The sequence below is a fragment of the Planifilum fimeticola genome (assembly GCF_003001905.1).
Taxonomy (GTDB): Bacteria; Bacillota; Bacilli; order Thermoactinomycetales; family DSM-44946; genus Planifilum; species Planifilum fimeticola.
This window is the reverse complement of sequence record NZ_PVNE01000004.1, coordinates 64,852-77,249: the sequence shown is the minus strand read 5'-3', so window position 1 is coordinate 77,249 and position 12,398 is coordinate 64,852. Positions and strand designations below refer to the sequence as shown.

Below are 12,398 nucleotides of genomic sequence, written 5' to 3'. Positions count from 1 at the left end.
GCCGGGCTTCCGGAGATTTTTTGATGTGCAATATCAGGAAATGGATCTGGAAAATATTATATGTTTTTAAGAAGACTTGTGAATCCGGTTTCACCGCGTCAAAAAGCAGAGAAAAAAGGCGGGATTGGGCGGGTATGGTGGTTGCTTTTTGAGGAGACTGGGTCTAGAATGGATAGATGATGAACGATATTTGAAGCCTTCATCAATATAGGGTTGAGAGGTAGTTGCAGGGTATTATTAAAAGGAGATGAGCACATTGGCCAAGCAGCTTTCATGGAAAGTGGGCGGTCAACAAGGGGAAGGGATTGACAGTACAGGAGAGATATTTTCCATTGCCCTGAACCGTATGGGATATTACCTGTACGGATATCGGCATTTTTCTTCCCGGATCAAAGGGGGACACTCCAATACCAAGATCCGGATCAGTATCCGCCCCATCCGGGCCATTTCGGATGATTTGGATGTTCTCGTCGCCTTCGATCAGGAAACGATCGATTTGAATGCCCACGAGCTCCGGGAGAACGGGGTGATTTTGGCTGACGCCAAATTTAATCCCACGGTACCGGAAGGGGTTCCCGCCCGACTCTATTCCGTTCCTTTTACGAAGATCGCCGAAGAAATCGGCATGGCGCAGATGAAGAACATGGTGGCGGTGGGTTCTTCCAGCGCCCTCCTCGGTTTGCCCGTGGAGGCCTTCCAGGGGGTGATCGAGGAGAAGTTTTTGCGCAAGGGCAGACACGTGGTCGATAAAAACATGGAAGCGATCTCCCGGGGGGCCCGGTATATTCTGGAGGAGGTCGGCGGCGCTCTCCCGGATCTTCAGCTGGACAAGAGCGACGGCAAGCGGCGCCTCTACATGATCGGAAACGATGCGATCGCCCTGGGGGCGATTGCCGCGGGATGCCGCTTGATGTTCGCTTATCCGATCACGCCTTCCTCCGAGATCATGGAGCAAATGATCAAGAGACTTCCTGAATTTGGAGGAACCGTCGTTCAAACGGAGGACGAAATCGCCGCCATCTCGATGGTGATCGGCGCCAACTACGGCGGCGTCCGCGCGTTCACCGCATCGGCCGGTCCGGGTCTTTCCCTGATGACGGAGGCGATCGGCCTGTCGGGGATGACGGAGACGCCGGCGGTGATCGTCAACACCCAGCGGGGCGGTCCCAGCACCGGTCTGCCGACGAAACAGGAGCAAAGCGATATCAACGCGATGATTTACAGCACCCACGGGGAGATCCCCAAAATCGTGATCGCTCCCAGCACGGCGGAGGAGTGCTTTTACGACACGATTCAGGCCTTCAATCTGGCAGAAAAATATCAGTGTCCGGTCATCATCCTGTCCGACCTGGCTCTCTCCCTCGGGAAACAGACCGTGGAGCCGCTGGACTACGACCGGATTCAAATCGATCGGGGACGCTTGATCTCCGATGAGGAAGAGCTGCCGACGCTTCCGGAAAACACCCTGTTTAAACGCTATCAGTTTACGGAAGACGGCATTTCCCCGCGCGTCTTGCCCGGGAAGAAAAACGGTTTGCACCACGTGACGGGAGTGGAGCACGACGAGACGGGGCGTCCCTCGGAAAATCCGGTCAACCGGAAAAAAATGATGGATAAGCGCCTGTCCAAACTGGCCGGAGGGATCGAGTTTGAAAATCCGGTGATCGTCGATGCCGACCACGAGGAAGCTGACCTCCTGATCGTGGGGATCGGCTCCACCCGCGGGACGATTCAGGAAGCGATGGAGCGTCTCACAGGCGAGGGAATCAAGGTGAATCACCTTCACATCCGCCAGGTTCTTCCCTTCCCGACGGAGGCGGTGCGCGAGCAGATGCAAAAAGCGAAGCGTATCGTCGTCGTGGAAAACAATGCGACCGGGCAACTGGCTTCCCTGCTGAAGCTTCACGTGGGCATGGCCGATAAGATTGTCCATGTCGGAAAATACGATGGCACGCCGTTCCTGCCCTCGGAAGTTTACAACCAGTGCAAGGAGCTGATGGTCCATGGCCACGTTTAAACAATTCCGGAACAAAGTGAAACCCAATTGGTGCCCGGGTTGTGGGGACTTTTCCGTGTTGGCCGCCATGCAGCGGGCCTTTGCCAATCTCGGTTTGGAGCCGGAAGATGTGGCGATCGTTTCGGGGATCGGCTGCTCCGGCCGGATTTCCGGATATCTCAACGCTTACGGTTTTCACGGCATCCATGGTCGCGCCCTTCCCATCGCCCAGGGGTTGAAGCTGGCCAACCGGGATTTGACGGTGGTTGCTGCAGGTGGTGACGGAGACGGTTTCGCCATCGGCATGGGTCATACGATTCATGCGATTCGGCGCAATGTGGATATCACTTACATCGTGATGGATAACCAAGTGTACGGTTTGACCAAGGGGCAAACCTCTCCCCGCAGTGAAGTGGGATTCAAAACCAAGAGCACGCCGAAGGGCTCCATCGAATCGCCCCTGTCGCCGATGGAGATGGCTCTGACGGTCGGAGCGGGCTTTGTGGCCCAAGGGTTTTCCAGCGATTTGAAGCAGCTGACGCGCCTGATCGAAGAGGGGATCAAACACAAGGGCTTCTCGCTCATCAATGTGTACAGTCCCTGCGTGACTTACAACAAGATCAACACTTATGACTGGTTCAAGGATCATTTGGTGAACCTCGAAGAGGAAGAGGGATATGATCCCTCCGACCGCACCAAGGCGATGCAGAAATTGATGGAGCACAACAGCCTGGTGACGGGAATCATCTACCAGGACAAAAACCGTCCCTCCTACGAAGACATGATTCCCGGCTTCCGCGAAGAGCCCCTTGTCAAACAGGATTTGACCCTGCCCCGCGAAAAATTTGAAGCGATGGTCGCGGAGTTTTCCTGAGAAAAACCGGCCGCTTCCTGCGAAGCGGCCTTTTTTGTCTTGGGCAGAATAAGTAGATGGAATCGGACGAAGCGGGCATCCAAACCGGTATCGGAGGAGATATCAGCGTCATGAAGTGGAGAGTCCTCGGATGTCATTCACCTTTTCCGGCTCCCGGCGGCGCCACTCCCGGATATCTGTTGGAGGCGGAGGGGCATCGGATTTTGATCGACTGCGGCAGCGGGGTGCTGTCCAAACTGGCCGAAGTGTGTCCCCCGTACCGCCTGGACGCGGTGATTTTGTCCCATCTTCACCACGACCATATCGCCGACTTCTTCGTTTTGCAGTATGCCGTTCAGACGGCGATGCGCCGGGGGTGGCGGCGGGATCCCCTCCCTGTATACGCTCCCACCCGTCCCGAAAAATGGGGGAACCTCCTTCCCTACGGCGACGCGATCCGGCTTCATCCCGTCCAGGAAGGGATGAAATCCATCCTCGGCAGATGGGAAACGACCTTTTTCCGGACGGATCATGCCGTTCCCTGTTTCGCGGTTCTTCTGGAGGGTTTTGGACGCAGCATTCTGTACGGAGCCGATTCCGGGCCGAAAACGAATTGGGACGTGATGGCGCGGAATCCCGATCTGTTTGTCTGTGAAGGCACGTTTCTTGAGCGGGATCTCCCCGAAAACCCCGTCGGCCATTTGTCGGTCAAACAGGCGGCGGAAGCGGCGGAGCGCATCCGGGCCAGGGAGCTGTTGTTGACCCATCTGTTTCCGGAATACGACCGCGATGAGATTGAAGAGGAGGTAAGGGGAAGCTATTCGGGACGGTGGTGGCTGGCGGAGACCGGATTGACCTTGTCTTTGTAAACGGAAGCGGGACTTCGGGGAATTCCTCGACAGGAATTCCCCTTGTTTTGTTGAAATCATAAAATGTGGCATGCGAATTTTTCTTTATTTTAACCCTCGTTCGTCCTTCCTCGACGGGGAGAGGGTACGATTTAAGTGAAGCCACTATTACGATGAAAGAGGGGGAGAAAGGTTGGGGAAACGGTCGCTATTCCGGACGAGTCTTTCGCTGTTGATCGCCGCTCTTCTGTTTATTGGTTCGGTCGGGCCGGTTTGGGCGGGCGGCGGTGACGCTGCTGTCGACCAATCGCGCAATAAGCGGCTGATCGATGTGCAGATATTGGGGATCAACGATTTTCACGGGCAGTTGAATGTGACGCAATGGGTGGATGGAAAACCCGCCGGCCGGGCCGATTATTTGGCGGCACACTTGAAGCGCCGTTCGGAGAAGAACAAGAACACGCTGATTGTCCAAGCCGGGGACATGGTGGGGGCCAGCCCGCCGATATCGGCTTTGCTCCAGGATGAGCCGACGATCGAGTTTCTGAACCGGATCGGGGTGGATGTGGGGACCGTCGGTAACCACGAATTCGATGAGGGAGTGGAGGAGATGCTCCGGCTGATAAACGGCGGGTTCCACCCGAACACCGGTTATTTTCCCGGAGCGAAATTCCCCTATGTCGTCGCAAACGTGTTGGACAAGAAAACAGGAAAGCCGGTTCTCCCGCCTTATGTAGTGAAAAGGGTGAAGGGGGTGCCGATCGGGTTTGTCGGCGTGGTGCTCACTGACACGCCGAGCATCGTCAATCCCGGCGGTGTGAAATCGGTGCGGTTTGTCGATGAGACCGCCGCCATCAACCAGGCGGTGAAGGAGCTGAAGAAAAAGGGCGTCCGTGCCATCGTGGTGCTTGCCCACGTTCCGGGCACCTCCAATTTGGACGGCAGTGCGGCGACGGGGGAGATTGTGGATGTGGCCAAGTCTGTCGATGATGAGGTGGATGTGATTTTTGCCGCCCACAGCCATCAGTACATGAACGCCGTCGTGGATGACAAGCTGCTGGTTCAGGCCTACTCTTACGGAACGGCGTATGCCGCCGTGGACCTGGCGATCGATCCAATAACGAAGGATATCACCCGGAAAAGGGCCGAAATTGTCACCGTCTGGCAGGAGGGGATCAAACCCGATCCCAAAATTCGCAGGATGATCGAGTATTACGAGGAAAAAACCGCTCCCATGGTCAACAAAGTGGTGGGTACGGCGGCGAAGACCATCCGGCGAGCGCAGAATGAGAGCGGTGAATCGGAGCTGGGCAATCTGATCGCCGACGCCCAGAGGACGTCGATGCAGACCGATTTTGCCTTCATGAATCCCGGGGGGATCCGGGCGGATATCGAGCAGGGGGAGGTGACCTGGGGGGAACTCTTCGCCGTCCAGCCCTTCGGCAACAACCTGGTGAAGATGACCCTTACCGGGGAGCAGATCCGCCGGCTGCTCAATCAGCAGTGGCAGCAGGCCAACAACCACTTTCTTCAGATTTCCGGATTGAGGTACACCTGGGACGATACCCGGCCGGTCGGCGATAAGGTGGTGGATATCTTCCTTCCGGACGGGTCCCGCATCGATCCGGACGCGGCCTACACGGTGACCGCCAACAGTTTTCTCGCCGAGGGCGGTGACAATTTCACGGTCTTCACGGAGGGAACCGATCGGGAAGTGGGTCCCGTCGACCTGGATGCCCTCGTCGAATACGTGAAGCAACTGCCGCAGCCCTTTTCCGCATCGATCGAAGGACGAATCGAAAAGATTCAATAGCTTTCTCTGTGAAGCCCCCGCCGTAAGCGGGGGCTTCCTTATATTGCATGTCCGTCATAGGTGGACATTCACCTTCCTCTCTGACGGTGGACATGGTATAATTTCGTTGGATTAGTAGGCATTAATGCCATCATGTCCTCGGAGAGGAGTGTCCTCTGTGAATGGAAAGATGCGTGCTCTGGTGAAACATCACCGGGCTTTCGGAGCAGAACTCCGGGAGGTGCCCATCCCGACGATCGGTCCGGATGAGGTGCTGATTCAGGTGAAATGCGTGACGATGTGCGGGACGGATGTCCATATTTACACTTGGGATGATTGGGCCTCTGGCCGGGTAAATCCCCCTTACGTGTTCGGACACGAGTTTTCGGGGGTGGTGGTCGAGGTCGGAGAGAAAGTGACATCCCTGAAGCCGGGGGACCGGGTCTCGGCGGAAACCCACATCGTATGCGGGGTATGCCCGCCTTGCCGGAGAGGAGAGGCCCATGTCTGTCTCAATACGGAGATCATCGGCGTGGACCGGGACGGCTGTTTTGCGGAATATGTGGCGATGCCGGAAAAAAATTTGTGGAAGGTGGATGATGACCGCCCCTTTGAAATCGCTTCCATCATGGAACCCATGGGCAACGCGGTCCACACGACCCTGTCCGGCCCCGTGGTCGGCAAGAAGGTGGCCGTGATCGGTTGCGGTCCCATCGGGTTGATGGCGATTTCCGTGGCCAAGGCAGCCGGTGCGGCGGCGGTGATCGCTTTGGATGTGAACGATTTTCGGCTTGAATTGGCAAATCGGATGGGGGCCACCCACATGATTCACTCCGGACGGATCGATCCCGTCGAGGAGATCCTTGCCCTCACGGAACGCGAAGGAGTGGACGTGGTGTTGGAAATGTCGGGTCACCCCACGGCCATTCAGCAGGGGTTCCGCATGCTGACGGGCGGAGGAAGGATGGCGATGCTGGGCCTGCCGACCCGCCCCGTGGAGCTGGACATCACGAAGGATATCGTGTTCAAGGGAGTAACGGTTCACGGCATCACGGGACGGAGGATGTTTGAGACCTGGGAACAAACGGACGGGTTGCTGAAATCCGGGGCGATCGATCTAAAGCCCCTGATCACGCACCGCTTTCCGCTGGAAGAGTACGAGAAGGCCTTTGATCTGATGATGAGTGGCAGCTGCGGCAAAGTGGTATTATATCCCTGAGTCGCGGTGGACTCGCCACAACACATCCTTTAGATTCTGATGAGAAGGAGGAGAAGGGATGCAGGGGCTGGAGCATCTGGAGCGGGAAATCGAAGCATGGCGCAAAGAAGGGGTTTTTCGCCCGCTTACCGAGATTGAGTCGGAGCAGGGAGCCCGGGTGGTGATTCGCGGAAAGGAAGTGATCCAGCTTTCTTCCAACAATTATCTCGGCCTGACTACCCATCCCCGGATGAAGGAGGCGGCCTTGGAAGCGGTTCGTACCTATGGCGCGGGAACCGGATCGGTCCGCACCATCGCCGGTACCTTTTCCATGCACGAAAGGTTTGAGGAGAAACTGGCCGAGTTCAAGCATACGGAAGCGGCCCTGGTCTTTCAGTCGGGTTTCACCGCCAACGTCGGGGTGATCGCTTCCATCTTGGGTGAGGAAGACGTGGTGATCAGCGATGAGCTGAACCACGCCAGCATCATCGACGGCATCCGCCTGACCAAGGCCTCCCGCAGGATCTACCGTCACGCTGATCTGGATGATTTGGAGAAGGCGCTCAAGGAGACCCAATCGGCCCGCACCCGCCTGGTTGTGACCGACGGTGTCTTCAGCATGGACGGGGATATCGCCCCGCTCAAGGAGATTGTGGAGCTCTGCGAGAAGTACGGTGCGGTCGTGATGGTGGACGACGCTCATGCCAGCGGGGTTCTCGGCAAAAACGGAAGGGGAACGGTGGACCATTTCGGACTGCACGGCCGTGTCCACATCCAGGTGGGCACCCTGTCCAAGGCGATCGGGGTTTTGGGGGGATATGTGGCGGGCTCCCGAATCCTGCGCGAATATCTGATCCACCGCGCCCGCCCCTTCCTGTTCAGTACGTCCCATCCGCCGGCCGTGACGGCGGCCTGCAGCGCGGCGCTCGACGTGCTGCTGGAGGAACCCGAGCTTATCGACCGACTTTGGAAGAATACGCGGTTCTTCAAAGAGGGCTTGAGAAAGCTTGGATTTGATATCGGTGACAGCCAAACTCCGATTACGCCGGTGATCGTCGGCGAAGGGGCGAAGGCGATGGCTTTGTCCGACGCCTTGTTCGAGGAGGGGGTTTACGCCCAGGGGATCGCCTATCCCACGGTTCCCAAAGGCAAAGCCCGGGTGCGCACCATCGTCACCGCCATCCATACCCGGGAAGACCTGCAGCAGGCGCTGGATGCCTTTGAGAGGGCAGGCAAGAAGGTGGGAGTTATCTGATCGGGAACATTTGGACGAGGAAGAAATCGTCCGCTTTCAGGCACCGGAAATCGAAAAAGGGTTTCCGGTGTTTTTTGCTTTTTGTTTTAAACATTAACCAGTTTGCTACACAGACCATTTAAAGTTTCACAAACGACTTGATTCAAGTCGTTTTTCATTCGGCCGGGTTCGAAGGGGCTGCAGCGCGCGGGAAGTTGCAAGAGCTTCCATTGAACCGGTTCGTATTTTGATGTATAATTTGTTAATTGCAAAGGATGAAATGGACTCATCGGGAAAGGTGTTGATATAGATGAGCGATCGCTTGACGGAGGTGAGCCGGTACTTCGTTCCGCCGAATCTCAAACAGGCGAAGCGGCGCGGAAAGGAAGAAGTACAGGTCCTTCAGTTCGAGGCGATTCCCGAGGACATGCGGGATATCGGCCGGGGAAAGCATTATTTGATCAAAACCTACGGCTGTCAGATGAATGTCCATGACAGCGAAACGATCGCCGGGATCTTGCAGTCGATGGGGTACAGCCCGACGGACAGGGAAGAGGACGCGGACGTGATCCTGCTCAACACCTGCGCCGTCCGCGAAAACGCCGAGGACAAGGTGTTCGGCGAGCTGGGGCGATTGAAACCGTTGAAGGTGGAACGCCCCGGACTGATCCTCGGTGTGTGCGGTTGCATGTCTCAGGAAGAGGCGGTGATTCGCCGAATCCTGCAACAGCACCAGTATGTCGATTTGATCTTCGGAACCCACAACATCCATCGGCTGCCCCATCTGCTCAAAGAGGCGCTGTTCGGCAAGGAAATGGTGGTGGAGGTCTGGTCCAAAGAGGGAGATATTGTTGAGAACCTTCCGAAAGCCCGGCAGGACGGCTTGAAGGCCTGGGTCAACATCATGTACGGGTGCGACAAGTTCTGCACCTATTGCATCGTCCCCTACACCCGCGGGAAAGAGCGGAGCCGCCGTCCGGAGGATGTGCTGGCGGAAGTCCGCGAGCTGGCCCGGAAGGGATATCGGGAAGTGACGCTGCTGGGGCAAAACGTGAACGCCTACGGGAAGGATTTCACGGACAGGACCTATACCTTCGCCCACCTGATGGATGATGTCCGCAAAATCGGCATTCCCCGGGTTCGTTTCACCACCAGCCATCCCCGGGATTTCGATGATCATCTGATTGAAGTGCTCGCCAAGGGGGGCAACCTGGTGGAGCACATCCACCTGCCCGTACAGTCGGGAAGCAGCGACATCCTGAAGCGGATGGCCCGGAAATACAACCGGGAACAGTATCTGGAGCTGGTCCGCAAGATCCGGGAAGCGATTCCCAACGTTTCCCTGACGACGGACATTATTGTCGGATTCCCGGGAGAGACCGAGGAACAGTTCGAAGAAACCCTTTCCCTGGTTCGGGAGGTGGAGTACGATTCGGCTTTCACCTTCATCTATTCCCCCCGGGAAGGCACGCCGGCCGCGCGCATGGAGGACGACGTGCCCCATGAAGTGAAAAAAGAGCGCCTGCTGCGTTTGAACCGGCTGCAGGACGAAATCAGCCGCCGCAAAAACGAGGAGCTTCGCGGTCAGGTGGTCGAAGTGCTGGTGGAAGGGGAGAGCAAGAAAAATCCCGAGATCCTCTCGGGGCGCACCCGTACCAATAAATTGGTCAACTTCCGCGGGCCGAAGCGCTTGATCGGAGAATTTGTCCAGGTTCGGATCAGCGAGCCTCTCACCTACACCCTGAAGGGTGAATGGGTGGAGACGGAGTCCTTGGCCAAGGCGGGGATGTAAATGGAGGAAATTCTGCCGGCACATCCCGTTTTGGCGCAAGCGGTCCGCCTGGGTCGGCGACTGACGGAAACCGAAGAGGTTCGTCGCTTTCGGGAAGCGGAGAGGCAGATTCAGGGAAGCGGACGGGTTCAGGGGCTGATCGAGGAGATCAAGCGAAAGCAAAAAGAGCTGGTCCACGCGAAACATTATCAGAAGACCAATTACATCCGCCGGTTGGAGGAGGAGCTGGATCGCCTGCAGCGGGAGCTGGAGGATCTCCCGATCGTCCGGGAGTATCAGCAATCCCAGGTGGAGATGAATGACCTTCTCCAGATGATTCAACGGGTGGTTGTCGATACGGTCTCCAGGAAAATCGACGTCGAAAAGGGCGGAAATATCGTCGGCGGGTGCGGCGCAGGCGGGCCGTGCCGCTGCCGATCATAACTTTTTAATCAAACCCCGCAGGGATTTCTGCGGGGTTTTTTGCACCCTAGTCATTCGCCCTGCATACAAATGGTACTGAACGATCGTTTGGAGGAGGGAGCACCGTGTCGAATACAGATAAAGGGCCGCAATACCGCCAAATCATCACCAAAGCGATCTGTGGCAGGGGTCGGAAGTTTTCCCAGTCGACGCATTCGATCGCACCTCCCGAGCACATATCCGGCATCCTCGGCGCCTGGATCATCAATCATAACTATAAAGCCAACCAGGTGGGCGAAACGGTCGAAGTCATCGGCAGCTACGACGTGAACATCTGGTATTCCTATGACGGGAACACCAAAACGGATGTGGCAAAGGAAACGATCCGTTATGTGGAACGCGTGCCGCTCAGTTACTACGACCGGAATGTTCGGGAAGGGACGACGGAGGTCACCGCCGTGGCCACTCAACCGCCCAACTGCATTGAGGCAAAGATCGCCGGCGGAGTTGTGCAAGTGAGTGTGGAAAAGGAATTCCTCGTGGAGATGATCGGCGAAACGAAGGTGTGCGTGGCCTGTTATCCGGCCAGCTTTGACGAGTGGGACGACAAAGACATGGTTGTGAGCAATGAATCGGATGGAGAAAGCTACGATTTCGACGATCTCGACCCCGATCTGATGGTGGATGATTTGGACGACTAAGCTCAGTCTAAATCGATTTCCGGATGAAAAGGGAGGCGGTTGCCTCCTTTTTCCTTTTAACTAACCTTCTCCGATTCCCTCACATATCATATCCAGAGGATATACGGAATGCGAAAGGGGACAGCGCAATGACTACCCTCGACCTTCCGGAAAAGAAGATGAACGATGAACAAGCAATCCGCGAGGAAGTGGTTACCGCTTCAAGAACCCTTTCCCCCTCGATCAATCTGAACGTATCGATTCCCTGGTATTCCGACCTGATGATGGAACTGAACCATCACGCCGCGGTCGAAAGGGCTCGTGACAGGAATTTTAAGTTCAATTGTCTGAGGCTGCACGGCGTGCCCGTGGCGGCGGATAAAACCGCCCTGAACCGTCAATACGTGATTCCCGTGTTTCAGACCGATGTGCTCGCCATGTACCGTTCGAAAAACAGTTATGTCTGGCTGGCGAACCGGAGCAATCGCACCCGGTTGCCCTTTCACAGGGTGAATATGTCGGAAAAGAGCAAGGAGATACAGCGGGCCGGCCGACTGGCGATCCGGGCCCTGTACGCCTTGGGGCTCGATTACGGGGTTGTCAAGATCGGCGTGCAACCCGGAGGTCAGTTGGTGGTGCTGGATGTCATCGTTCAGCCCCGGCTGAATCAGGAGATGGAGAACCGGTTTGTCCACTTTATTTATTTGTACGGGAAGCAGCTTTCCAACGCAGTCAAGCCGGTGGAGAAGGTGATGATCGGCGCCGATCCGGAATTTATCATGCAATCGGAAGAGGGAAGTCTGGTCCTGGCTTCCAAATATTTTCCCCGCTATGGACGGGTGGGGTGCGATGCGGTCTGGCACGGCGCCAACCGCGCGGACAAACCGCTCGTGGAGCTTCGACCCAAACCGTCGACCAATCCCCGCAATCTCGTGGTTCAGATGCTGCAGGGGATGTTCTACGCAGCCAAAAAAGTTAACGATGCTTCGGTCCGCTGGCTGGCCGGGGGAATGCCCTATCCGGGATATCCCCTTGGGGGACATATCCATTTCAGCGGCGTTTGGCTCAATTTCAAGTTGCTTCGGGCCCTGGACAATTACTTGGCGCTGCCCCTGATGCTGGCGGAGGATCCGCGCGGGGTGAAAAGGCGTCCCAATTACGGTTATCTGGGGGATTTCCGCCCCCAGTTCCACGGCGGCTTTGAATACCGGACGCTTCCCAGCTGGCTCATCTCCCCGACCCTGACCAAAGGGGTGGTGGCTTTGGCCCAGCTGATCGCCGCCAAGTATCCCTATCTCCGTCACGATTTTCTCCGGGAATATCCGGTTCAGAAAGCCTATTACCAAGGGAATAAAGAGGTGATCAGGGAAAAGCTGACGGAGATATGGACGGATTTGAGCGGTCTTTCCGATTATGACCGATACCGGTCCGATCTGGACGGATTTTTCAATTGGATTTTTTCGGGGAAAACCTGGGATGAATCGGTCGATTTTCGCTCGCGATGGAAATTGCCTCCCTTTAACCGGAAAAGGCAGTCGTCTTAAAAAGTTTGCTTGTTCGCCTGAAATCCGCGTGGTAAAATAAACCGTACGACAGCGAGCAG

Annotated in this window: 10 protein-coding genes; all 10 read left to right on the top strand. The window is 56.4% G+C overall.

Going from position 1 to position 12,398, the window contains the following annotated elements; all coding sequences use genetic code 11:
- The first annotated feature begins 256 nt into the window (after positions 1 to 256).
- The 10 genes from CLV97_RS03860 to CLV97_RS03815 all read left to right on the top strand — a co-directional run bounded on the left by CLV97_RS03860 (position 257) and on the right by CLV97_RS03815 (position 12,339).
- On the top strand, positions 257 to 2,017 hold the full coding sequence (locus CLV97_RS03860; protein ID WP_106344215.1) for a 2-oxoacid:acceptor oxidoreductase subunit alpha: 1,761 nt from the start codon (positions 257 to 259) through the stop codon (positions 2,015 to 2,017).
- Positions 2,004 to 2,870 (top strand): 2-oxoacid:ferredoxin oxidoreductase subunit beta, encoded by an 867-nt coding sequence (locus CLV97_RS03855; protein ID WP_106344214.1) that lies wholly within the window; start codon positions 2,004 to 2,006, stop codon positions 2,868 to 2,870. The genes CLV97_RS03860 and CLV97_RS03855 overlap by 14 nt, the downstream gene beginning before the upstream one ends.
- Before the next feature lie 110 nt (positions 2,871 to 2,980).
- Positions 2,981 to 3,718 carry an MBL fold metallo-hydrolase gene (locus CLV97_RS03850; RefSeq protein WP_106344303.1) on the top strand — a complete coding sequence of 246 codons (738 nt, stop codon included), beginning with the start codon at positions 2,981 to 2,983 and terminating at the stop codon, positions 3,716 to 3,718.
- A gap of 172 nt (positions 3,719 to 3,890) precedes the next feature.
- Positions 3,891 to 5,510, top strand: a complete 1,620-nt coding sequence (locus tag CLV97_RS03845; RefSeq protein WP_106344213.1) for a bifunctional metallophosphatase/5'-nucleotidase — start codon at positions 3,891 to 3,893, stop codon at positions 5,508 to 5,510.
- Positions 5,511 to 5,667: 157 nt separating this feature from the next.
- The gene (tdh, locus tag CLV97_RS03840; RefSeq protein WP_211295673.1) at positions 5,668 to 6,708 is read left to right on the top strand and encodes an L-threonine 3-dehydrogenase; all 1,041 of its coding nucleotides are present in this window, start codon (positions 5,668 to 5,670) and stop codon (positions 6,706 to 6,708) included.
- 58 nt (positions 6,709 to 6,766) lie between these two features.
- Positions 6,767 to 7,942, top strand: coding sequence for a glycine C-acetyltransferase (locus CLV97_RS03835; RefSeq protein WP_106344212.1), 1,176 nt, complete (start codon positions 6,767 to 6,769; stop codon positions 7,940 to 7,942).
- Positions 7,943 to 8,231: 289 nt separating this feature from the next.
- On the top strand, positions 8,232 to 9,713 hold the full coding sequence (gene miaB, locus CLV97_RS03830) for a tRNA (N6-isopentenyl adenosine(37)-C2)-methylthiotransferase MiaB (protein WP_106344211.1): 1,482 nt from the start codon (positions 8,232 to 8,234) through the stop codon (positions 9,711 to 9,713).
- A complete protein-coding gene (locus tag CLV97_RS03825; RefSeq protein ID WP_106344210.1) occupies positions 9,714 to 10,136 on the top strand; it encodes a YlbF/YmcA family competence regulator in 423 nt (140 codons plus the stop codon).
- Between the two features lie 104 nt (positions 10,137 to 10,240).
- Positions 10,241 to 10,816, top strand: a complete 576-nt coding sequence (cotE, locus tag CLV97_RS03820; protein ID WP_106344209.1) for an outer spore coat protein CotE — start codon at positions 10,241 to 10,243, stop codon at positions 10,814 to 10,816.
- Between the two features lie 128 nt (positions 10,817 to 10,944).
- The gene (locus CLV97_RS03815) at positions 10,945 to 12,339 is read left to right on the top strand and encodes a putative amidoligase domain-containing protein (protein ID WP_170070349.1); all 1,395 of its coding nucleotides are present in this window, start codon (positions 10,945 to 10,947) and stop codon (positions 12,337 to 12,339) included.
- Positions 12,340 to 12,398 lie beyond the last annotated feature (59 nt).

What these genes read in the sequence shown, in the direction of transcription:
- miaB (WP_106344211.1), top strand. Translation starts at nt 8,232, where the DNA reads ATGAGCGATCGCTTGACGGAGGTGAGCCGGTACTTCGTTCCGCCGAAT.
- CLV97_RS03835 (WP_106344212.1), top strand. Translation starts at nt 6,767, where the DNA reads ATGCAGGGGCTGGAGCATCTGGAGCGGGAAATCGAAGCATGGCGCAAA.
- CLV97_RS03850 (WP_106344303.1), top strand. Translation starts at nt 2,981, where the DNA reads ATGAAGTGGAGAGTCCTCGGATGTCATTCACCTTTTCCGGCTCCCGGC.
- CLV97_RS03825 (WP_106344210.1), top strand. Translation starts at nt 9,714, where the DNA reads ATGGAGGAAATTCTGCCGGCACATCCCGTTTTGGCGCAAGCGGTCCGC.
- CLV97_RS03815 (WP_170070349.1), top strand. Translation starts at nt 10,945, where the DNA reads ATGACTACCCTCGACCTTCCGGAAAAGAAGATGAACGATGAACAAGCA.
- CLV97_RS03855 (WP_106344214.1), top strand. Translation starts at nt 2,004, where the DNA reads ATGGCCACGTTTAAACAATTCCGGAACAAAGTGAAACCCAATTGGTGC.